Source organism: Comamonas sp. SCN 65-56, assembly GCF_001724135.1.
Classification (GTDB): domain Bacteria; phylum Pseudomonadota; class Gammaproteobacteria; order Burkholderiales; family Burkholderiaceae_C; genus Comamonas_C.
The window spans coordinates 1-19,870 of sequence record NZ_MEDS01000011.1 but is presented as its reverse complement, the minus strand read 5'-3'; the positions used below and the strand labels follow the sequence as shown (position 1 = coordinate 19,870).

The 19,870-nt window shown below is 61.5% G+C and carries 21 protein-coding genes, 1 tRNA gene and 1 riboswitch; of the genes, 13 read left to right on the top strand and 9 right to left on the bottom strand.

The window, feature by feature from the left end; all coding sequences use genetic code 11:
* Positions 1 to 8: 8 nt before the first annotated feature.
* From ABS45_RS07730 to ABS45_RS07695, 8 genes are all read left to right on the top strand, one after another.
* The gene (locus ABS45_RS07730; RefSeq protein ID WP_291554707.1) at positions 9 to 323 is read left to right on the top strand and encodes a hypothetical protein; all 315 of its coding nucleotides are present in this window, start codon (positions 9 to 11) and stop codon (positions 321 to 323) included.
* Positions 323 to 517 (top strand): hypothetical protein, encoded by a 195-nt coding sequence (locus tag ABS45_RS07725; protein ID WP_291554705.1) that lies wholly within the window; start codon positions 323 to 325, stop codon positions 515 to 517. The genes ABS45_RS07730 and ABS45_RS07725 overlap by 1 nt, the downstream gene beginning before the upstream one ends.
* A gap of 10 nt (positions 518 to 527) precedes the next feature.
* The gene (locus ABS45_RS07720; RefSeq protein WP_291554703.1) at positions 528 to 842 is read left to right on the top strand and encodes a hypothetical protein; all 315 of its coding nucleotides are present in this window, start codon (positions 528 to 530) and stop codon (positions 840 to 842) included.
* 218 nt (positions 843 to 1,060) lie between these two features.
* Positions 1,061 to 1,270: a hypothetical protein gene (locus ABS45_RS07715; RefSeq protein ID WP_291554702.1), complete on the top strand. Its 210-nt coding sequence runs from the start codon at positions 1,061 to 1,063 to the stop codon at positions 1,268 to 1,270.
* Positions 1,267 to 1,485: a major capsid protein gene (locus ABS45_RS07710; RefSeq protein ID WP_291554700.1), complete on the top strand. Its 219-nt coding sequence runs from the start codon at positions 1,267 to 1,269 to the stop codon at positions 1,483 to 1,485. Before ABS45_RS07715 ends, ABS45_RS07710 begins: the two co-directional genes overlap by 4 nt.
* Positions 1,486 to 1,723: 238 nt before the next feature.
* Entirely contained in the window at positions 1,724 to 3,208 is a 1,485-nt protein-coding gene (locus tag ABS45_RS07705) for a virulence factor TspB C-terminal domain-related protein (RefSeq protein ID WP_291554698.1), read from the top strand.
* 1 nt (position 3,209) lies between these two features.
* Positions 3,210 to 3,509, top strand: coding sequence for a DUF2523 domain-containing protein (locus tag ABS45_RS07700; RefSeq protein WP_291554696.1), 300 nt, complete (start codon positions 3,210 to 3,212; stop codon positions 3,507 to 3,509).
* Positions 3,506 to 4,648: a zonular occludens toxin domain-containing protein gene (locus ABS45_RS07695; RefSeq protein ID WP_291554695.1), complete on the top strand. Its 1,143-nt coding sequence runs from the start codon at positions 3,506 to 3,508 to the stop codon at positions 4,646 to 4,648. Before ABS45_RS07700 ends, ABS45_RS07695 begins: the two co-directional genes overlap by 4 nt.
* Here the strand turns inward: ABS45_RS07695 and ABS45_RS07690 are convergent, their stop codons facing one another.
* A complete protein-coding gene (locus ABS45_RS07690) occupies positions 4,649 to 4,900 on the bottom strand; it encodes a hypothetical protein (protein WP_291554693.1) in 252 nt (83 codons plus the stop codon). It lies immediately after the preceding gene.
* 250 nt (positions 4,901 to 5,150) lie between these two features.
* Between ABS45_RS07690 and ABS45_RS07685 the strand changes: the two genes are divergently transcribed.
* Positions 5,151 to 5,546 carry a hypothetical protein gene (locus tag ABS45_RS07685; RefSeq protein ID WP_291554691.1) on the top strand — a complete coding sequence of 132 codons (396 nt, stop codon included), beginning with the start codon at positions 5,151 to 5,153 and terminating at the stop codon, positions 5,544 to 5,546.
* Here ABS45_RS07685 and ABS45_RS07680 read toward each other — a convergent pair.
* From ABS45_RS07680 to cysM, 4 genes are all read right to left on the bottom strand, one after another.
* The gene (locus ABS45_RS07680) at positions 5,465 to 5,863 is read right to left on the bottom strand and encodes a hypothetical protein (protein ID WP_291554690.1); all 399 of its coding nucleotides are present in this window, start codon (positions 5,861 to 5,863) and stop codon (positions 5,465 to 5,467) included. The genes ABS45_RS07685 and ABS45_RS07680 overlap by 82 nt on opposite strands.
* Positions 5,864 to 6,074: 211 nt before the next feature.
* Complete coding sequence (locus tag ABS45_RS07675) at positions 6,075 to 6,302, bottom strand: sulfurtransferase TusA family protein (RefSeq protein ID WP_291554688.1); 228 nt, start codon at positions 6,300 to 6,302, stop codon at positions 6,075 to 6,077.
* A complete protein-coding gene (locus ABS45_RS07670) occupies positions 6,299 to 6,874 on the bottom strand; it encodes an NUDIX domain-containing protein (RefSeq protein ID WP_291554686.1) in 576 nt (191 codons plus the stop codon). Before ABS45_RS07670 ends, ABS45_RS07675 begins: the two co-directional genes overlap by 4 nt.
* 3 nt (positions 6,875 to 6,877) lie before the next feature.
* Positions 6,878 to 7,783 (bottom strand): cysteine synthase CysM, encoded by a 906-nt coding sequence (cysM, locus tag ABS45_RS07665; RefSeq protein ID WP_291554684.1) that lies wholly within the window; start codon positions 7,781 to 7,783, stop codon positions 6,878 to 6,880.
* A 41-nt stretch (positions 7,784 to 7,824) separates the two neighbouring features.
* On the opposite strand from cysM, the gene ABS45_RS07660 reads away from it, so the two are divergent.
* Positions 7,825 to 7,912 (top strand) — tRNA-OTHER (locus tag ABS45_RS07660).
* Between the two features lie 106 nt (positions 7,913 to 8,018).
* Here the strand turns inward: ABS45_RS07660 and ABS45_RS07655 are convergent.
* On the bottom strand, positions 8,019 to 10,658 hold the full coding sequence (locus ABS45_RS07655; protein ID WP_291554682.1) for a DUF349 domain-containing protein: 2,640 nt from the start codon (positions 10,656 to 10,658) through the stop codon (positions 8,019 to 8,021).
* Positions 10,659 to 10,775: 117 nt separating this feature from the next.
* Complete coding sequence (locus ABS45_RS07650; RefSeq protein ID WP_291554680.1) at positions 10,776 to 14,456, bottom strand: DUF748 domain-containing protein; 3,681 nt, start codon at positions 14,454 to 14,456, stop codon at positions 10,776 to 10,778.
* Positions 14,457 to 15,162: 706 nt separating this feature from the next.
* On the opposite strand from ABS45_RS07650, the gene ABS45_RS07645 reads away from it, so the two are divergent.
* The 3 genes from ABS45_RS07645 (at position 15,163) to nrdR (ending at position 17,912) form a co-directional block, all read left to right on the top strand.
* The gene (locus tag ABS45_RS07645) at positions 15,163 to 15,990 is read left to right on the top strand and encodes a lytic transglycosylase domain-containing protein (RefSeq protein ID WP_291554678.1); all 828 of its coding nucleotides are present in this window, start codon (positions 15,163 to 15,165) and stop codon (positions 15,988 to 15,990) included.
* 35 nt (positions 15,991 to 16,025) lie between these two features.
* A riboswitch (ZMP/ZTP riboswitch) is annotated at positions 16,026 to 16,160 on the top strand.
* Positions 16,161 to 16,193: 33 nt separating this feature from the next.
* Entirely contained in the window at positions 16,194 to 17,438 is a 1,245-nt protein-coding gene (gene glyA / locus ABS45_RS07640) for a serine hydroxymethyltransferase (RefSeq protein ID WP_291554676.1), read from the top strand.
* 24 nt (positions 17,439 to 17,462) lie between these two features.
* On the top strand, positions 17,463 to 17,912 hold the full coding sequence (gene nrdR / locus ABS45_RS07635) for a transcriptional regulator NrdR (RefSeq protein ID WP_291554674.1): 450 nt from the start codon (positions 17,463 to 17,465) through the stop codon (positions 17,910 to 17,912).
* A 178-nt stretch (positions 17,913 to 18,090) separates the two neighbouring features.
* Here the strand turns inward: nrdR and aroC are convergent, their stop codons facing one another.
* Positions 18,091 to 19,191, bottom strand: coding sequence for a chorismate synthase (aroC, locus tag ABS45_RS07630; RefSeq protein WP_291554672.1), 1,101 nt, complete (start codon positions 19,189 to 19,191; stop codon positions 18,091 to 18,093).
* Positions 19,192 to 19,565: 374 nt separating this feature from the next.
* Positions 19,566 to 19,870 (bottom strand): hypothetical protein (locus ABS45_RS07625; protein WP_291554670.1); only part of this gene is annotated, 305 nt, incomplete at its 5' end.

The following is a 19,870-nucleotide window of genomic DNA, read 5'->3' as shown; positions in this document are numbered from 1 at the left end:
GAAAGTAAATGCAATTCAAGTCTGAAGTCATCGTCCACGGCGTCAAAGAGTCGAAGGGCTCAATTGACGGGCGCGATTTCTCTAGCACGACCTTCCATTGTGAAGTCGACCTCTCGGAAAACAGTGCAGGTCGCTCCATCGGTCGTGCGACTCGTCCTTTCAAAATCCAGAATGCGAGTGAGTTTGAAAAGTGGGCGCACCTGGGCGCATCTCTGCCCATCAAAGCCGTTGCGACGTTCGAAATGGCGGCGGCTGCACAAGATGGAACCAAGATGGTCCTTCTCGACATTCGCCCGCTTGAACAGCCGAAAAAGGCGGCGTGATGTTTACGCTTGGCGAAGAATTTGATTTTTCTGCGATGTTGATTTCTCAGTTGTCAGTCATGCTTGAACCGCTTACTGATTTTCGGAGGGGGATTCTTTGCGACTCTTATCATTTTCAAATCGAAGTTGAATTACCTTCTGACTTTGGCGTGGTTAACGCTCGGCTTCATGTTTCATTCAAGGCAGAATATTGAGGTGAATTAAATGTCATTCGTTTCTGATTTGCAGCGCAGATGGTGGTTTGTTAACCATGTCGGATCATCAGGTGTCGGGGTTAATTTTTCTAATCGTGATATTTCTAATCGGTGGCCTTTGGATGCTGGTTCTAATCTTAAAGCGGAAACCGTTGCTGAAAAAGAGTTGCGCGAATGGAGTGAAGATAACGCGGTTCGCAATGATGATGCGGATGCAACGCAAGAGTGGCAATATGGCGATTTTGGCGACGGAACTCCAATGACGCGGCAGGAATGGGAGTCCATGCAGGCGATAGAGCATTGGGAAAAGCATGTAAGGGGTTAATGTGGCGTTCGTAATACAGTCATCAACTACGGGCAGTTTCCTCACTCCCAGCTTTGAAGATGGGCAACCCTGCTGGGTATTGCTTCTGTCTGAGGCTTGCCCGGTTGATGATCTGGAAACGTGCGCGCAACTGATTGAGGATCATTGCGAACCGTTTTATCGGGCGGTCGTCGTCGACCTCAATGAATTGCATCGCGTAGTCGATGGGATCGGCTGCAATGGCTGATCCGCAACAGATTATTGAATGTGCTGGTGCCTGTACGGTTACCGTCATTCATGAATTCGCGCTTCCGGTCCTGAATCTGGATACAGAAGCGGCGGCAAGTATCGGCGGCGCGGTGCTGCTGGTGTGGGCGGTCGGGTTCGGTTTCCGGGTCCTGATTCGAGCGCTTTCCATTGATGAAAACCGGGAAAAGGAAAACTCATGAACATCGTTCAAAAAGCAAAGAACCTCGGTTCGGCTCTGGTGGTTACTGGCGGCGTTTTCGCTGCGCAAGCCAGCCATGCGGCTGCAATCGACGTCAGTGATGTCGTGACCGATATTGCCTCTCAGGCTACTCCTGTCGGTCTGATTGGCGCTGCGGTGCTTCTGCTGTACGTGGCGATCAAGGCGTTCCGTTGGGTGCGGCAAGCGCTCTCCTGATCGTCTGGCCCTTCGGGGCCTTTTCTAAGCGCTCGCGCTGAGTGCTTTGTAAAGGCAAAAGGACCGACATGGGGATATTTCTGCTCATTGCAGTTTTGGGGGCCGTGTGGCTTATTTTCAGCGATTGATTGTCGCGTTCGCTTTATTGCTCCTCGCGCCTTGGTCGCACGCTGCTGCACCAGCGATGGATGGATGCGGGTGGTTTCATCGGTCGGCATCAGTTGATTACGATTACTGCATGGCTAACGTCGTACCGAATCAAGCGGCTAACGGTAGATTTTTAGGCTGGTTTATTGAAACTGAGCATCCGGTTCCGGAAGCGTTTTATCCATTGTGGCAAGGGTATTTCTGCCCTAATGGTACGTTGGCAAACCAAGCGGGGAATTCGTGCGATGGGTGTCCGTCAACTCATGAAATTGTCGGCGGACAATGCGTTCCAAAGTGCGAAGCAAACGAAGAACGCGGGGAAGATGGCCTATGCCACAAAATCAACCCGTGTCCATCCGGTCAGCATGAAGAGGGCGGCGCCTGTGTCCCTGACAATTGCCAACCGGATGAAATAAGGGTAGGCGGCTTCTGTGTGAAAGAACCACCTTGCCCATTCGGACAAACACGCGTGAATGGCGTTTGCAAGAAAACCGATAAGTGCAAAGCGGGTAGGGAACACGGTGAACGCTGGATCGGGGATTCAACTAGCTTTTACACTTGTGAGGGCGGTTGTCAAATCGTCATCAATGCGTCGTTTGATATTACTTATGAAAAAGATGGCGAAACAATCATTGCAAATTACGGAATAGCGCGCGAAACAGGCGCTGAATGCACTGGCGGTTCAGGACCTGGCGATGGTCCGGGCAATGGACCTGGCGGCGGTGGTGGCGGTGAAGGTGACGGCGGCGGCGGCGATGACGGCAACGGTGGCAGCGGTGGGGGTGGCGGCGGTAGCGGCGACGGTGATGGCGGCACGGGTGGCGGTGGCGGTGGTAATCCGCCGACTCCCAGACCTGATGAACCTGCGGGCGGTCGTGGCGGCAACGAAGATACGGGGAACCTCGGCGGTTCCGCGAACGAGGGCGACGGAAAAGGATCGTCAAGCGGCATTTCCGACGAGCAGAAACCAGAAGGGGAGGAAAAGCCGCCAGAAGGTTGCGCTGAAGGCTTTGTAGAACGTGGCGGCATGTGTTACGAGACAAGGCCAAAAGAACCGGATGAAGATGGCAAGTGCGGCAAGGGCTATGTGAAGGTGGATTCAGCCTGCATACCAATCGTGCCGACTCCGGGCGGCGGCGGTGGCGGTGGTGATGGTGGCGGGGGCGATGGTGAAGGCGGGGAGGGTCCTAATTCCTCGTTTATGGGGACCTGCATGGGTGGCTTCCAATGTGAGGGTGATGCAGTTCAATGCGCTATTGCTCGTGAACAGCACCGCAGGAACTGCGCATTGTTCGTTGATGAAACCTTGGAATCCAAACTGTATGAGGCTGAAAAAGGCAAAGAAGGATCACAAACCGAAGCCCTTCCGGGAAATTCGACAGTGGACCTGACACCGAATATCAATCAAACCGATGCACTCGGCGGCGGCGCTTGCGTAGGCGACAAAACGGTTTCAGTGATGGGCCAATCTATTACCCTGCCTTTCTCTGTCCTGTGCCCGTACCTTGAAATGCTCGGCAATATTTTGGTCGCGGTGTCCCTGCTTCTCGCGGTCCGCATCGTTATGAGGGGTTGATATGCCTGTATTCATTGCTGCAATCGGCGGCGCTCTCATATCCCTTGTTGGTACCCTCGTTGGGCGGGTGCTTATTGCTCTTGGTATTTCTGTGGTGACCTTTACGGGTTTATCAACGTCGCTTGACTGGATGACAGCGCAGGCCATTACGGCGTTTTCTGGTCTGCCTGCTGAAATGTTTAGTTTGATCGCGTATATGAAAGTTGGAGTTTGCATTAGCATTGTCACCAGTGCAATATCGGCACGGATGCTGATTAACGGCATCAGCGGCGATACATTCAAGCGGTGGGTGCTTAAATGATCTACCTGACAACGGGCGCTAATGGCGCAGGTAAAACACTCCTGACGCTCAAAGATGTTCGCGAGCAGCAGCTAAAAGAAAACCGTCCGGTCTACTACCACGGTTTCGAGTTGAACGAGGAAACCGCGCAAGATTTCGGTTGGAAACCATTCGATCCTAAGCTCTGGCAAGATTTGCCCGATGGGTCCATCTGCATCATGGACGAATGCCAGAACGAATTCCCGCTCCGGCGATCTGGCGCAGAAGTCCCCGACTACGTGAATGCTGTTGCGCAGTTTCGCCGCAAACGTGGCTTTGACTTCTGGATGATCTGTCCGCATCCGTCGCTTCTGGACGTTTTCATACGGCGCTTGATCGACAAACCAAGCTGGCATCGCCACCTGAAACGCACATTCGGCGCTGACGTTGTGAGTGTGATCAAGTTCGGTGCGCCTGATCTCAGGTGCGAAGAACCCGGGGCAGGTGCGCGCGGTGAGGTGTCCATGCGTCCATTCCCCAAGGACGTTTTTAAGTGGTACAGGTCTGCCAGCATTCACACTGGCAAGAAAAAGATTCCGCGTGCTTTCTGGTTTGTGCTGGCTTCTGCCGTGGTAGTCCCTGCGCTCATTTGGGGCGCAGTGGTAAGCGTCAAATCCAATGTGACGAAGCATGCACCTGAGGCGGCGACAGAAGTGGTCGCAAAAGCTGGACCGATCAGCACCGATGCGCGGGCGGATGTGGTCAAGCTGTCATTGAACGATTACTTGGAGCTTCGCAAACCTCGCTTGCCTGATTTCCCTCATACGGCGCCAGCCTATGACGAAGTGACAAAACCGGCGGTTGCGCCATATCCGGCGGCGTGCATCAAGATGGGCAAGACCTGCAAGTGCTATAGCCAGCAGGCGACATTGCTGCAGGTCTCCGGCGCGGTCTGCCTGCAGATAGTCGACAAGGGCTTTTTCATTGACTGGCAGCAGCAGGAACAACGCTCCGAACCGTCCGCATTTCGCACGGCGCGCGAGCGTGAACCGGGGCGCGAAGTCGCGCAACTGCAGCAACCGCCCGTTGTCGTGCCTCTGCCAGCACCGGCGACACAACCGGAACAAGTCAAAACGTGGTGGGATTCGGTGCCTCTGCGAAACGCGCATTCGCGCAGGTGATTACTGAACACGCTCTGCAAGGAACATGCACGCGTCTTTGATGGCCTTCGCCAGTCGTCGCGCAGCAGCCTTGATAGCCTTGAACCATTGAGGCACGGCGGGCTTTTCCAGCGGCTGCGGCGTGCCGTTGTGCATCAGCCAAGCCCATGCTGCCGCGCGCTGCTCTACGCGCTCTGTCACGATACCCGACAAGTCGAGTTCCATTTGCCTGATGAGGGCATCTGCGTGCTTGCGGTAGTTGCTGGCGATCATCGCGCTTTTCTCCTGTAGGGGAAGGACTCGCCGCGGTCGCGGTGGGGCCTTCTCCGCAAGGAGCGATGCACAGCACCGGGGAAAAATAGTCAAGGGGACGCACGGAAGCCGCAGCGGACCGAAACGAAGTGAAGGCCGAACGGGTGAGTACGTCGGCGAAGCCCTTGCCCTTGACGATTTGGACGCGGTGCGGTACGCGAACCCCGCCGTGTGCAACAGGCGCGGATAGACTCTCGCAAAAGGAGGGGCTATGTTTCAGCGCAAAGAGGAAGAGGGCTCTTTTTTCGTCCTCGTTTTCGGGGTAGCGCTTGGCGTCTACATCGGTGGCCTTGCTGCCGTCTACACCTATGAGGCCGTGATGCAGTGGCGCATTGAGCGCGCTGCGCAGCAGGTGCTATCTGAGGCGCGCGACGCGGACCGAAGGGCGGCTCAAGCTCGCGAGCGTGCTGCGCAGCAGGCGCAGCAGCGAAGCGACGCGCAAGCGGCGGCGTTGCAAGCTGAGCGCGAGCGCAAACAACGCAAGGAGCAGGCTTGGATGCGCTACTTCACGCCGTCGCCAGACTGTCAACGTGATGCAACCGTGGCGTGTGCGAACGCGTACGCGGCTGCCCGGAAACGCTTTGAAGCCGAATACGTGGACCGTTGAACCGCGCGTGATTTTTCGGGGCGTTTTCCAAGCAGGAAAAACGGCGCGTTCGTCGGTATCAGCCTTTCAGCGCTGAGAAGCTGAGTTCTCAAAATCGCGTTCTCTTCGTCTGCCAGCTCGGCGCGTAGCGCGTTGATCTGGCTCCATGTCTGTGCTTCCGCGTCGGCTGTTTCGCGTCCCCATTGCGTTTCCCAGAAAAGCGCAAGCATGATCGGGCGCGGTGCGTGCTGCTTCTCTTCGTACCTGGCGAGCGTCCGCGAAGTGATGCCCAGGTGCTTTGCGATCGTCCGCCGATCCGTCTTGATGTCGTCCAGCATGTCCGCCAGCGATGGAAGATTGCGCGGTGTTCGGAACATTTTCCCTCCAATTTTTTACAATGCACAAAGGACGTGCCTTGTCAATCGGGGAATGTCCCTAAGCTGTCTGTGCCGTTTCTTCCTTCCGTTGCTGGCTCTAGCTCGGGTGGCAATTAAACATAATATACATTGTATCAATTTAAACCATATCGCCTTGTCAGCGCTTCGGGCATCAGCGTCGTCGCAAGATGTGGATGAATTCATCGCCTTGGGTTTGCTGCTCGACCAATTCGTTGCCGGTTTGCTTGGCGAACGCCTGGAAGTCACGCGTCGAACCGGGGTCGGTCGCAATGACCTTGAGAAGTTGGCCGCTGAGCATCTTGGTCAGCACCTTCTTGGCCTTGAGGATAGGCAGCGGGCAGTTGAGTCCGCGCGCATCCAGTTCGTTGTCGATATTCATGTTCCCTCCTTGGGTTGATCCAGTCCGCGCCGGCGTTCGGCGTTCTCTTCAGGTGTAAAGAATACGGGTTCGTGACCACGCGTGCGCAGCCAATCTGCCAGCGCATAGCCTGTGCCTGCCGGCCAGCACTTGAGATCCTTGAGCTCCATCCACCGGTAATCCAGCAGTTCCGGCGACAACTGCACCGTGCCAGTCGCCTTTACGTGGTAGGCAATGATCACCTGGTTCATGCGCAGAAACTCGTAGGCTCCCACCAGCGTGATCGCATGGGCGTCCAGATCGGTTTCCTCCTTCACCTCGCGAGCGACACCTTCCTGAGGGCTTTCGCCAGCTTCCATGAAGCCCGTGATGAGAGCAAACATCTTGGGCGGCCACGCAGCGTTGCGGGCGAGCAGCACCTTGCCGTCCATCTCGACGATGGCTGCAAGCACGGGAACCGGGTTGTTCCAGTGCGTCCAGCCGCAGGCGGCACAGCGCAAACGCACCTTCTCTCCGCCATCTTCCATTTGTGCGATAGGCAAAAGCTCGGATGCGCAGTGAGGACAAAACCGCATTTCGTAGTGCTGCAGCATCGTTCAGGCGGGAAAAACCCCGGTGGAGAGATAGCGGTCGCCGCGATCGCAGACGACGAACACGATGGTTGCGTTGTGCTCGCGCTGTGCGATCTGTTGCGCTGCCCAGCAGGCTCCGGCCGATGAAATCCCGCCGAAAATGCCCTCTTCGGCCGCGAGTCGGCGTGCCATGTCTTCTGCATCGCCCTGCGAGACAGAGACCAGCTCGTCGACCAGCTCCGGCTGGTAGATCTTGGGCAGATAGGCTTCGGGCCATTTGCGAATGCCCGGGATGCGCGAGCCTTCGGTTGGCTGGGCGCCGATGATGCGTACTTTGGGATTTTTCTTGCGCAGGTAGCACGCCACGCCCGTGATCGTGCCCGTAGTCCCCATCGCGCTGACGAAATGGGTGATGCGACCGCCGGTCTGTTCCCAGATTTCAGGGCCCGTGGTCGTGAAATGCGCGCGCGGGTTGTCCTCGTTCGCGAATTGGTCCAACACCCTGCCCTTGCCTTGTGCCGCCATCTGCAGCGCGAGGTCGCGGGCGTACTCCATGCCACCGCTCTTGGGCGTGAGCACCAGTTCGGCGCCGTAGGCTTTCATGGTCTGGGCACGCTCAACGGACAGATCTTCAGGCATGACCAGCACCATGCGATAACCCTTGACCGCCGCAACCATCGCGAGGGCGATACCGGTATTGCCGGAAGTGGCTTCAATCAGTGCGTCGCCTGGTTGGATTTCACCGCGCTGCTCGGCGCCCTGAATCATGGCCAAGGCCGCCCTGTCCTTGACGGAGCCGGCCGGGTTGTTGCCTTCCAGCTTGGCAAGGACCACGGTTTGCCGCTCGGCGTGCCCGGCAGCGCCCAGGCGCTGCAACGCTACCAAGGGGGTATTTCCTATCGTGCTTTCAATCGATGGATACGTTTTCATGGCCCCTACTGTGCCATAATTCCGCGTTTTCCGAGATACCAGCCCGGGTGGTGAAATTGGTAGACGCAGGGGACTCCTCAAAATCCCCCGCCGCGAGGCGTGCCGGTTCGAGTCCGGCCCCGGGCACCACGTTGGTAGCTGACGTTTCAATCGCGTGGGCGCATTGACCAGCCTGACGGTGAAAAGAACCAAAGGCCGCTACGCATTTGCGTAGCGGCCTTTGCTTTTGCTGCGCTTACTTGCGCAACAGAATCTTGAGTGCGCCTTGCAGGCGGCGCTCGCTGCCTGGATCGGCCGCGGCGGCGAGAACGCGGCACGCATCCTGCGTCCAGGTCTCCTGTGGCGACGGGTCGTTGCGCCGCGTGAGCATCTGCAGCTGCAACGCACGTCGGGCATCGTGGTGCTCGGCAGGCGTCGGCACGTCGGCCGCAATTTCCAGCCGCAGCAATGCATCGCCGGCAGGTGCCTGAGCCGTGCCAGACACGGCTTTGACCCAGGCGGCATGGGCTGCCGGGTTGACCGCGCGACTGAGCTCGCGCGCAGCGGGCACCAAGGCGGCATCGCGTTTCTTCCAGGCCTCCATCAGCTGCGCCAGAGCCTCGCCGTGGGCCTGGGCTGCGAGCTTGCGCAACGCGCCCTGCGCCTGCTCCAGCGCGTCGCGCTGCGCGCGAAACGCAGCATCACCCAGGCGCGGTCCACGTTCGGCCCGCTCGGGGCGGTCACCGAAACGATCCGCAGCGCCAGGGCGCATTGGGCGCTGGTCCTTGCGGTGCATGGGTCGCGCCGGCGCTGCGGCGGATTTGGCAGCCCCGGGGCGGTCGTCGCCGCGTACCGCCACCACGCGCCGAGCGGCAGGCGCTGGTGCCGGTGCGTCTGTTGGCACGGCAGCACTTTCGCCGGACGTCTCATTGACTTCTGTTTTTGTAGCTCCTTGCGCAGTACCATCAAGCGCTTTAGCCTGGTTTTTATCTTGAACTGGCGCCTGCGGCGGTGCCTCTGCACGCAAGGCTGCCTGCAGTGCCTGCATGGCGGCCTGAATCGCGCTAGCGTCCCCTGTCGCGTTGGCCGCTTCCAGGGCCTTGGAGGCCTCCAGCACGGTGCGATCGTGCGCGTTCAGCGATGCGGCCATCTGCTCGCGCTGTGCACTCTTGCGCTGGAATGCGTCGTCGATGGGTTTGCGAAACGCATCCCACAGCTTTTGCTCCAGCCGACGTTCCAGCGGAACGGCTTGCGCCAGCACCTGCCAGCGCTGCTGCAATGCCTTGACGGCATCGACGCGCAATTCAGGCGCAGCCCCCAGCGCAATCGCTTCATCCACTAGGTTCTTGCGGGCATCGAGGTTGTCTTTTTGCGCCGCCGCCAAAGGCGCGCTGGCGGCATCCATGGCCTGGCGCCACAGCGGCTGCAGCTCGGCAAACATCTTTTCGCCAATGTGCCCGGCCATGCGCCAGCGCTCGCTGAACTCGTGCAGGCTGCGAATCTGCGTTTTCCAGTTCTGCGAAGCGGCTTGTGCCTGCGTCCACGCCTTGACTTCCTCGATCAGCGTCAGGCGCTGCGCCTTGTGCTCCTGCGCCTCGGCCTTGGACTTTTCGAGCCAGGCCTCGACCACCTTGTGCGCTGCGTTGCAGGCATCGTCAAACTTCTTCCACAGCGCATGGTTGGCCATCGCGCCTTGGTCCGCCTGCTTCCACTGCTCGCGCAACTGGCGCAGCAGCTCTTGCATCTTGCGCCCGCCCAGCGACTGACCCTCGGGGCGGTTGAGCAAGCCCTGCGCCTTGGTCAGCAGGTCTTCGCGTATCTGGTCGGCGCTCCAGCGCTGCCAGCCCTGCAGCTCGCCCGCGGCGGCGAGTGCCGCATGCACCCTGCCCTCCAGCGCCGCATCGACAAAGCGGCCATGGTCTTTCCACGTTGCGCGCAGCGCCGTGGCGGCGCCCACACTCGCCTTGCCGTGGCCTTCGGTGGTTTCGTGCTCCAGTCGCGTCAGCGCATTGCCCACGGCTTGCACCGCCTTGGCTACACGTTCGGGATCGACGGGTGGCTTGGCCGCTACGGCGGCGGGCACGCTGGCTTCACCGCGGGCCACGCGTAACTCATCGGCCCAAACGGGCACGGGTGGCAGCGGCGCCTGGGCATCCTCGCTGGCGGCAGCGGCTTGCACCAGCGCCGCCTGGAATGCATCCCAGACCGCCAGGAGCTGCGTCTGCGCCAGCTCCAGCTGCGGGGGAAAGCGCAGATCCACGCTGGGCCACACCGCGTCCTGCACGATCTGCCCGGCCTGACTCGTCCAGTGCGCCACATCCGCGGCGAGCTGCTCGCGCACGGCCTGGGCTTCACGCCAGGGTTTGGTGGACAGCACCTCGATGCGCTGCGCCATCAGCACCGCGGCTTCGCGCTGCACCTGCACGCGGTGCTGCAGGTCTTCGATGAGCTTGACCTGGTCGGCCAGCCGGGTCTTGAGTTGCGCCAGCGGCTCGCGCGACAGGGGCGCCCCGGCCTTGGCGGCGTCGCGCTGCCAGGCCAGTGCATCGGCGATGTTCAGGCGTGCAGAAGCCAGCAAGGCCTCGGCCTTGGCTGCCCAGTCGGCCGCGCTCGCTTCCTGGGCGCTGGCGCGGCGCAGTTCTTCCAGGCGCTCGCGGATCGCACGCGCGGCGCCCTTGTCCTTGGTGCTGAGCTTCTTGAACACCTCCTGCAGCTGCTCGGTGCCGGGGTTGCTGGCGAGCCAGTCGCGGATGCGGGCGGCGCGTTCGCCGGAAGTCTCCGCCGAAAAGGCCCCGCCGGTGAGGGCATCCAGGGGGTGCGGCGTGGGCGCCTGATCGGCGGCTGGTGCTGCAGCGGCGGGTTCAGGGGCGGGACTCGGGGATGAAAAAGGGAACATGGGATTGGGAACAGGAGAAATCCAATGGCGTACGCGCCACTTCAACCCGCCGCGCATGCGGGCACGGACGGGCAAGGGGCTATTGTGGCTTGATTTGCTTCGGCTTTCGCAAGCAGGTCAACTGGCAGACAGCTGCAATTGCGCCTGGGGTGTGGAGGGCGCGGTTTTCTCGCCCGCAGGCTCCAGCTTGCTGGCACCGATGAACAGGCGATCGGCAGGCACTTTGTGCGCTGCGAGGTAGTCGCGCACCGCCACGCTGCGCGCCAGCGCCAGCGCCTGCATGGCGTTGTCAGGCAGCTCAATGCTGCCCAGCAGCAGTTTTTCCATCTCGGCCTCGGGCAGGTCCTTGGCCATGCCGACCAGGTTGCGCGGCTTCTTGATGTTGTCGGCGCGCTGGTAGACGCGCTTGAGCAGCGCCGGGTACTCCTCGGCAGACACCTGTGCGATCGCGGCAGCATCCTTGCCCTCCTGCACGGCTTCGCGGCGCTTTTCCGCCAGCAGCATGACTTGGAGTTGCTGCTGTTTCCAGCCCTCTTCCTCTTGCTGCGGCAAGGCCCAGCCGACGACAGTGGCCTTGAGCGCCGGGCGATCTGCCAGCGCCTGAGCGATCTTGTCCAGCTGCTCGCGGCTGTGCGCGGTCAACTGGCTGCTGCCGGCGGCGAAGGTAACCGCGCCCTGCTCGTCGCCACCACCGAAGGCGCTGGCCAGCAGCGAAAACGGCGCGGTGATCGCCTTCATGATGAGATTGCCTATGACCTTGAGGATGACGGGGCCGAGGCTGAAATCCGGGTCGTTGAGCGAGCCGCTGATCGGCAAATCCACATCGATGACACCATTGCGATCGGCCAGCAGCGCCACCGCCAGGCGCACCGGCAAACTGGCGGGCGCACCCTTGACTTCATCGCCAAACGCCAGCTGCTTGAGCACCAGCTTGTTGCTCGCGGTCAGCTGGCCATCCGGCAGCACCTTGTAGGCCACGTCCACGCTGAGTTTGCCGCGCTCTATGCCGTGCCCCGCGTATTTCACGCTGTAGGGCGAGAGCGGCGGCAGTTCCAGATCGCGCATGTGCCCCTGGATATCCAGCGCCAGAGGTTTGGCAAGCGGATTGAGCTCCCCGGTGATGTCGAGCGTGGCCGTGCCTTGTGCCCTGCCCTTGAGCTCGAGCTGCGCCATCTGCGGGCTGGCGCCTGGTGCGACCTCGTCCGACGAAAATGCGCTCAGGCTGCCGGCAAGCTCGGTCAGGTTGGCTGAATAGTTCGGCTTGATGAAATGGTCGGTGAAATCCACGGTGCCATTGGTCAGCGCCACCGGCCCGAAGCGGATCTTGGGGCCCGGACCGGCATCTTCGGGCGCGGACGGCCTCACTTCCTCGCTGCCCGCTGCCTGCTGCACCACACCGATGTCCTGCAGGTTGATACGCCCGTTTTCCCGCACGATGACGCGCGCAAAGAAATCCGTGAGCGCCGTTTCGCGCACGTCCAGCGCCAGCGGCTGACCGGGTTCGATCGCCAACGCCAGCCCCCGCAATGCCAACGCCTTCCAGCGCAAGAGGTCGGTGCCTCCTTGGGAAGCAGCGCCACCGGGATCGGCCTGCGCAACTGCCTCCTGCTTGAGTCGCACCTGCACCTCACTCAAGCCGGCGTCACCCTGCAGTTGCACCGCCAGCCCTGTCTTTTGCTCGTGCAGATGGAGGTTGCCACTGAAGCTGCCGTCGGCGCGCAGCACATCGACATTGAGCTCCTGCGGCAGATAGGCCTGTACCACCTGCAGCGGAAGATTGAGCGTGCGCACCGCACCCTTGACCTGCAAGGCTGGCGAGAGCGCCACCGAGCCATCCCAGGTGAGTGAGCCCGGGTCGGCCTTTCCGACTCCCACGCGGGACTGAACGCGCAGGCCAAAGGCCGGCAGGCGGCTGTCCTTCCAGGCGAGATCACGCACAGCCACATCCAGCGCCGTGGCGTCGAGCGCCACCGGGCTGCGCGCCGCGGCATCGCGCAAGGCCACGGCCCCGTCCTTGAGCTGCAATTCGCCCAACGCCACGCTCCATGGAGCCGAAGCGCCCGCAGGCTCGCCAGCGCCAGAGGCGGAGGGTTTCAGCCACTGCTCGAACAGCCAGCTGCCGGCCTTGTCCCGCTCAGCCAGGGCCAGGGGTTGCTGCAGCAGCACCTGGCGCAGGGAGGCGGTGTGCTTGTGCAGATCCACATCGGCGTCGCGCACCTCCAGGGCTTTCACGCTGAGCTGAGCTTGCGCCGGGGCAGTCCGCATGCCGGCCGCGCGCAGAGTGGGGCAATCCTTGCGCTGCACGCAGGACAGGGTGAGGCCATCGATGGCCAGTTGCTGCACCTTGAGCGCCAAAGCATCGCCGTCACGTACCAATGTAGCCTGGCCCTGCACGGTGCCGGCCAGCGCCGGCGCAAAGGTCTGCTCCAGGTACGGGGCGGCCAGCCCCAGAGACAGGTCGTTCATGGACAGCGCCACCTTGGTGCTGCTCTCGGTGGTTTCGCCTTCGGCCTGAAAACGCGCGGCTTTCCCCTTGGCAGCCGCCTCGCTCAGGTCAAACGAGGTCTTGAAATGCAGCGGCTGCGTGAGTGGCCAAGCGATATCGGTGGTCTCGGCATGCCAGTCACCGGCCTGCCAGCGCGCTGCCTTGGCTGCGCCCGGCAAGCTTTCGTCCTGCCAATGCACGGCGCCATCGCTGAGCACTACCTTTTGCACGCTGATGGCCCACGGGGGTGCAACACTGGCTGCTGGCGCCGCCTTGGCATCGCCGGGCTGCCCGGCTCCTGGCAGCACCATCGCACCGGCGGCATCGCGGCGCAGATGGAGCACGGGTTGGCGCAGCTCCACGGCTGCCACATGCAGCTCGCGTTGCAACAGGCGTGCATCCGCCACGGAAATGGTCAGGCCATCCAGCGACAGCAGCGGCTGGTCGGCGCTGTCGGCCAGCGCGAGCTTGTCCAGCTGCAACTGTCCGCCAAGCGTCATCGTGGGCGTTGCGCCCTGCTCGGAAAAATCGAGGTGCAGGTCGGCACTGAAGAGCGCGGACTGCAGCCGCAGCCCCAGCGAGGCAGGCACATAGGCTGCCAGCGGCACCAAGTCAAAGTCCTTGATCTGCAGACGCGCCTGCGTGGCACGGGATTCTGCAAACGGCGTTGCCTGGGCCGAGGAATCGAAGGCACTGCCATCCAACTCGAACGCCAGCTGGGGAGAGACCTTGATCTGCCGATCCGCCGGCAGATTGCTCAGAAAAGGAAGGCTCAGAGTCAGGTGTTGCAGCTTGTGCTGCCCACCGACGGCGCGATCCTCAAAATCTATCGCTCCGTCTTGCAGCCGCACGTTGTAGAGCGCAAACCGGGCCGGTTCATCCGACGGCGCGGATTTCTGTTCGCCCAGGCGCTGCAGGATGTCGTCGAAATCAAACGTCTCCGGGCCCGTGCGTGCAAGGCGCACTACAGGGGCATCCACCTGGAGATCGTCGATCACCGGCGCCAGGCGCCACAGCGACTGCGCCGCGGCATTGGCGTAGATGCGTTGCACCTGCAACTGCGGCGACTGGCCGGCGGCATCGGCCACCGCCAAGCCTTGGATGGTCAGCTCCAGGGTCAAGGGGTTGAACTGAACGCTGGTCACGCTGACCTGGCGCCCGAGCGCCTGCGACCCCTGTTTTTGCAATTGCGAGCGCACCAGCTGCGGCAGCGCCAGCCATGCCAGCAGATAGAGCACCAGCATCACTGCCGCCGCCCACGCAAGGCGCTTGACTGCCACCTTGTGCGTGGCTACCCAACCCGTTGAACGCATTGCATCCTCATGAAAACCCGTGACACGCCGAATTTTGCACGGCGGCGCGCACGATGACCGAACGCCAGAAACAGAAGACCCGGCGGCCGGGGGTACCCCGGGCGCCGGGTCTGATGGCAGGCGCATGGCCAAAACCATCTTGAGCACGGTGGAGATTGCTGTCCGCCGCGCCGGAGACAAAGGATTGCCTCCATCAGGGCCTCAAAGAAGCAGATTTCCATGGTTTCAGGGCGTTGGAACACCCGTCTTCACGAGCCTGCACCCTTGCGGCAATGCCTGCACCAAGCAGGCGACACAACCATACCAGTTTTGCCTGCTCTGCGCACCGCCGTTGTACCAGGCAGCAACAATCCACACACAATTTTTCAATTGCCACCGAACATGGTCCATCGCCTGCGCCTGCTCGCCGCAATCTGCTCTCGCAATCGATACGCAGTCAGTTGTTTAATATATTTATGTCTAACAAATTGGTTTTATATCATTGACTTGGTATTTCAACCTTCCATAGAATCCGCCCGTTTTCAATAAATTGGTAGAAACCCTTACTTATTGATAGTTCAGGGCTATGAACAAGGTGCCACCGAAAGCACCAGCCCCGTAGAACGCACGAACGCAGCATCACCCGGATCATGCATCCGGCCAGACCCATCGCACTGTCGACGATTCGGACGCAAGGCAGGCTGGGGTAGAGAACGAAAGGATTCCCATGAAGGCAGGCACCCGCGCATTCGCCGGCTTGCGCACTTTCGCCGGCGACATCACCGCCGGCTTTTTTGAGCTGACCCATAGTGGACTGGCCCTGGTGGGGCTCGCCGTCACCGTTGCCGCGCTAACGCTGGTTCTGCGCCCGGACCTGCGCCAGACCGGCGCCGAGCAACTGATGGGCTGGCTGCAGGAGCGCCAGGTGGCGATCGATGGCTTTGTTGCCGAACCCTTCGCCAGCGAGCGCGCCACTGCCAGCAATCCCAAGGCGCTGCCACGCGAGCAGGAAGCCGTCACCTATTGGCTGAGCAAGAAATACAGCGTGGCGCCCGAGCCGCTGGCGGTGCTGGTGAGTGAAGCCTACGCGATCGGCGCCCGCACCAAGCTGGATCCGACATTGATCCTGGCCGTGATGGCGGTGGAATCGAGCTTCAACCCGTTTGCGCAGAGCAACGTCGGCGCCCAGGGCCTGATGCAGGTGATGACGCGCGTGCACACCGACAAGTACGAAGACTTCGGCGGGCGCTTTGCCGCCTTTGACCCGGTGGCCAATCTGCGCGTGGGCGTCAAGGTGCTGCAGGAATGCATAGCGCGCGCGGGCTCGATAGAAGGCGGCCTGCGTTATTATGTCGGTGCCGCCAACCTGCCCGACGATTCCGGCTATGCCGTCAAGGTGCTGGCCGAGCACCAGCGCCTGCGCGACGTGGCCAATGCTTCGACCAAGGCCAAGCTGGTAACCGCCAAGGCGCAACCCGTGCCCAAGGCCCCGGCAAAGGTGCAGACGGGAGCGCCGCAACAAGACCAGAAAGTGGCCTTGCTGGGCAACTTCTGATGCGTCCATGCGCTTGCGCAGCCGCGCGATACACTCGCACGGTACGCAACTGGCGATAGGTTCTGCACTGCCGCAATCGGCATGGCAACCAACGTGGAGAGCCACCACGGGGAAGCGTGCCGCGCCGGAACCTGCTCCGTCGCGATCCGTCGTTCGCCTGGGCAGCCCTTGCACGCCAAGGGAAGGAAACCGCAAAACCTGCCATGTACCAACGCAACATCCTCGTAGAACAGACCGACCCGCAAGTGTGGGCCGCGATTCAGGCGGAAAACCGCCGCCAGGAAGAGCACATCGAGCTGATCGCCAGCGAGAACTACGCCTCGCCCGCCGTGATGGCTGCGCAGGGCTCGCAGCTCACCAACAAATATGCCGAGGGCTATCCCGGCAAGCGCTATTACGGCGGCTGCGAGAACGTGGACGTGATCGAGCAGCTGGCGATCGACCGCGTGAAGGAACTCTTTGGCGCCGAGGCGGCCAACGTGCAGGCCAATTCCGGCTCACAGGCCAATCAGGCAGTGCTGATGGCGTTTGCCAAGCCCGGCGACACGCTGCTGGGCATGAGCCTGGCCGAAGGCGGGCACCTGACCCACGGCATGGCACTGAACCTGTCCGGCAAGTGGTTCAACGTCGTCTCCTACGGCCTGAACGCGAAGGAAGAGATCGACTACGACGCCTTCGAAGCCAAGGCGCGCGAACACAAGCCGCGCATCATCATCGGGGGTGCCTCGGCCTATGCGCTGCGCATCGATTTCGAGCGCATGGCGCGCGTGGCCAAGGAAGTGGGCGCGATTTTCTGGGTTGACATCGCGCACTATGCCGGCCTCGTCGTCGCGGGCGAATACCCCAACCCGGTGCCGTTTGCCGACGTGGTGACCTCGACCACGCACAAGAGCCTGCGCGGCCCGCGGGGCGGCTTCGTGCTGATGAAGGCCGAGCACGAGAAGGCCATCAACAGCGCGATCTTCCCCGGCCTGCAAGGCGGGCCGCTGGAACACGTGATCGCCGCAAAGGCGGTGGCCTTCAAGGAAGCGCTCACGCCTGAATTCAAGGCCTACGGCAAGCAGGTGGCAAAGAACGCCCAGGTGTTTGCCCAAACACTGACCGAGCGCGGCCTGCGCATCGTGAGCGGGCGCACCGAAAGCCATGTAATGCTGGTCGATCTGCGCGCCAAGGGCATCACCGGTAAGGCGGCCGAGGCGGCGCTGGGGCTGGCGCACATCACGATCAACAAGAACGCGATTCCGAACGACCCGGAAAAGCCCTTCGTCACCAGCGGCGTGCGCGTGGGCACGCCGGCGATCACGACGCGCGGCTTCAAGGAAGAGGAAACGCGCCTGACGGCCAATCTGATGGCCGACGTCCTCGACAAGCCGCAAGACGAGGCCAACATCGCCGCGGTGCGCGCCAAGGTGAATGCGCTCACCAGTCGCTTTCCGGTCTATCGCTGAGGCCTGCGCCACGCGGGGCACCCCATGAAATGCCCGTTTTGCAGCCATACGGAGACGCAGGTCGTCGAGACCCGCGAATCCGAGGGCGGCGAATTCGTGCGCAGGCGGCGCCGGTGCCTCGCGTGCGACAAGCGCTTTACGACCTATGAGCGCCCGGAGGTGAACTTTCCGGCCATTGCCAAAAAGGATGGTCGGCGCGTGGAGTACAAACGCGAGAAGCTCGAAGGCTCGTTTCACATCGCGCTGCGCAAACGCCCGGTCAGCACCGAGCAGGTGGACGCGGCGATCGCACGCATTGAAGAGCGCCTTCTGCAGCTTGGCCAGCGTGAAGTGCTCTCCAACCGCATCGGCGAGATGGTGATGCACGAGCTGCAACAGCTCGACAAGGTGGCCTACGTGCGCTACGCGAGCGTCTATCGCAGCTTTAAGCACATCGACGAGTTCAAGGCGCTGGTGGACAAGGTCGGACTGTAGCGCGCGCTCTTTAAATCATAGCTTATCGCGCCCGTCCACAGGGCGCTAAAGCCGAGTTTTCCCCGATTTTTGAATCGCGCTGGATAGCTCCCCCCTCCCCCTCTGGGGGCCGGGGTGGGGGCTGGCAGCGCACAACACCGGCCACGCCGCCCCAGGCACGCACGAGGCATTACCTCTCTCAGGCAGAAAACGACGCAGGAATCGACCCCGGCAGCTGGCGCACGTCGCCACACTGCGCGCGCTGCCTGAGCGCGTGATCCATCAGCACCAGCGCTAGCAGCGCCTCGGCGATCGGCGCGGCGCGGATGCCGACGCAGGGGTCGTGCCGACCCTTGGTCACCACCTCCACCGGCTGGCCGTCAATATCGATCGACGGGCGCGGCGTAAGGATGGAGCTCGTAGGTTTGATGGCAATGCTCACCTCGATGTCCTGCCCGCTGCTGATGCCGCCCAGCACTCCGCCCGCATGGTTGCTGGCAAAACCCTGGGGGCTGAGCGCATCGCCATGCGTGCTGCCGCGTTGCGCAACGCTGGCGAACCCCGCGCCTATCTCCACGCCCTTGACCGCGTTCAGGCCCATCATCACCTTGGCGATGTCGGCGTCGAGCTTGTCGTAGAGCGGCTCGCCCAGGCCCACCGGCACACCGCTGGCCTGCACACGGATGCGCGCGCCGCAGGAGTCGTGTGTCTTGCGAAGCTGGTCCATGTAGTCCTCGAAACGCTGCACGTCGGCCACCGGCGCGAAGAAGGGGTTGTGCTGCACATGTTCCCAGCTCTCGAACACTATGGGTAATTTACCGAGCTGCGTCATGCAGGCGCGAAGCTGCGTGCCGTATTTTTCCTTGAGCCACTTCTTGGCCACTGCGCCGGCCGCCACAGTCGGGGCCGTGAGGCGCGCTGACGAGCGCCCGCCCCCGCGCGGATCGCGCAGGCCGTATTTGTGCCAGTAGGCGTAGTCCGCGTGGCCAGGGCGGAACTGGCGCGCGATTTCGCCGTAGTCCTTGCTGCGCTGATCCTGGTTGCGAATCAGCAGCGCGATCGGCGTGCCGGTGGTGCGTCCCTCGAACACGCCCGAGAGGATTTCCACCGCGTCGGGTTCGTTCCTCTGCGTGACGAAGCGGCTGGTGCCGGGGCGGCGGCGGTCCAGGTCGTGCTGGATATCAGCCTCAGTTAAAGCCATGCCGGGCGGGCAGCCGTCGATCACGCAGCCGATCGCCGGGCCGTGGGATTCGCCGAAATTGGTGACGCAAAACAGGGTGCCGAGGGTGGAGCCGCTCATGAAAATCGTCCGGTATCAAGAATGCAAGGGCGCGTGCCGCCGATTTTGGCATGGTGCGGCAATCAATATCAAAAAGCATAGTGACTGACGCTTTCGTGGCAAGTGCAAGAGGCTCGTTTTTATGAAAATTCGACATTGCGCTTTGGTTCATGGCGCGTCACAAACGTTTGGTCTTCCTGGTATCTGTTCGTGGCCATAGACCGTCCCACGCGCTGGGCGTACGTGGCCATCAAGAGCGGCAAAGCGGCGAGCAGCGCCAAATGAATGCACAAAGAAAAAGAGCCAAACCAGCTAAACGCTTGATTTGACTCTTGAATTTTGGTCGGGGTGAGAGGATTCGAACCTCCGGCCTCTACGTCCCGAACCATAACCTATCACTCCAGGAGCCACACCTCGCGATGGTTGTTCCTAGTGAAAGCGTCGTTTTTCACCCATTTCCATTGATTTCTACCGTCTTCCAAACGGCGGAACTGGAACAGAATTGGAACAGAAAACTGCGCTAGCGGCACTAGTGTAGCAACCTCTGCACTGAGCATGTAACGTTGACCGTGACCCTGCACACGGATTTCCAACCGTGAATCGCCCCGGTTTCCGAGGAGGCTCAAATCTTTGAAAGGATTGAGCCATGAACAATGCAACGAAGTTTTCCGCAGAGGTGCGCGAACGCGCAGTGCGGATG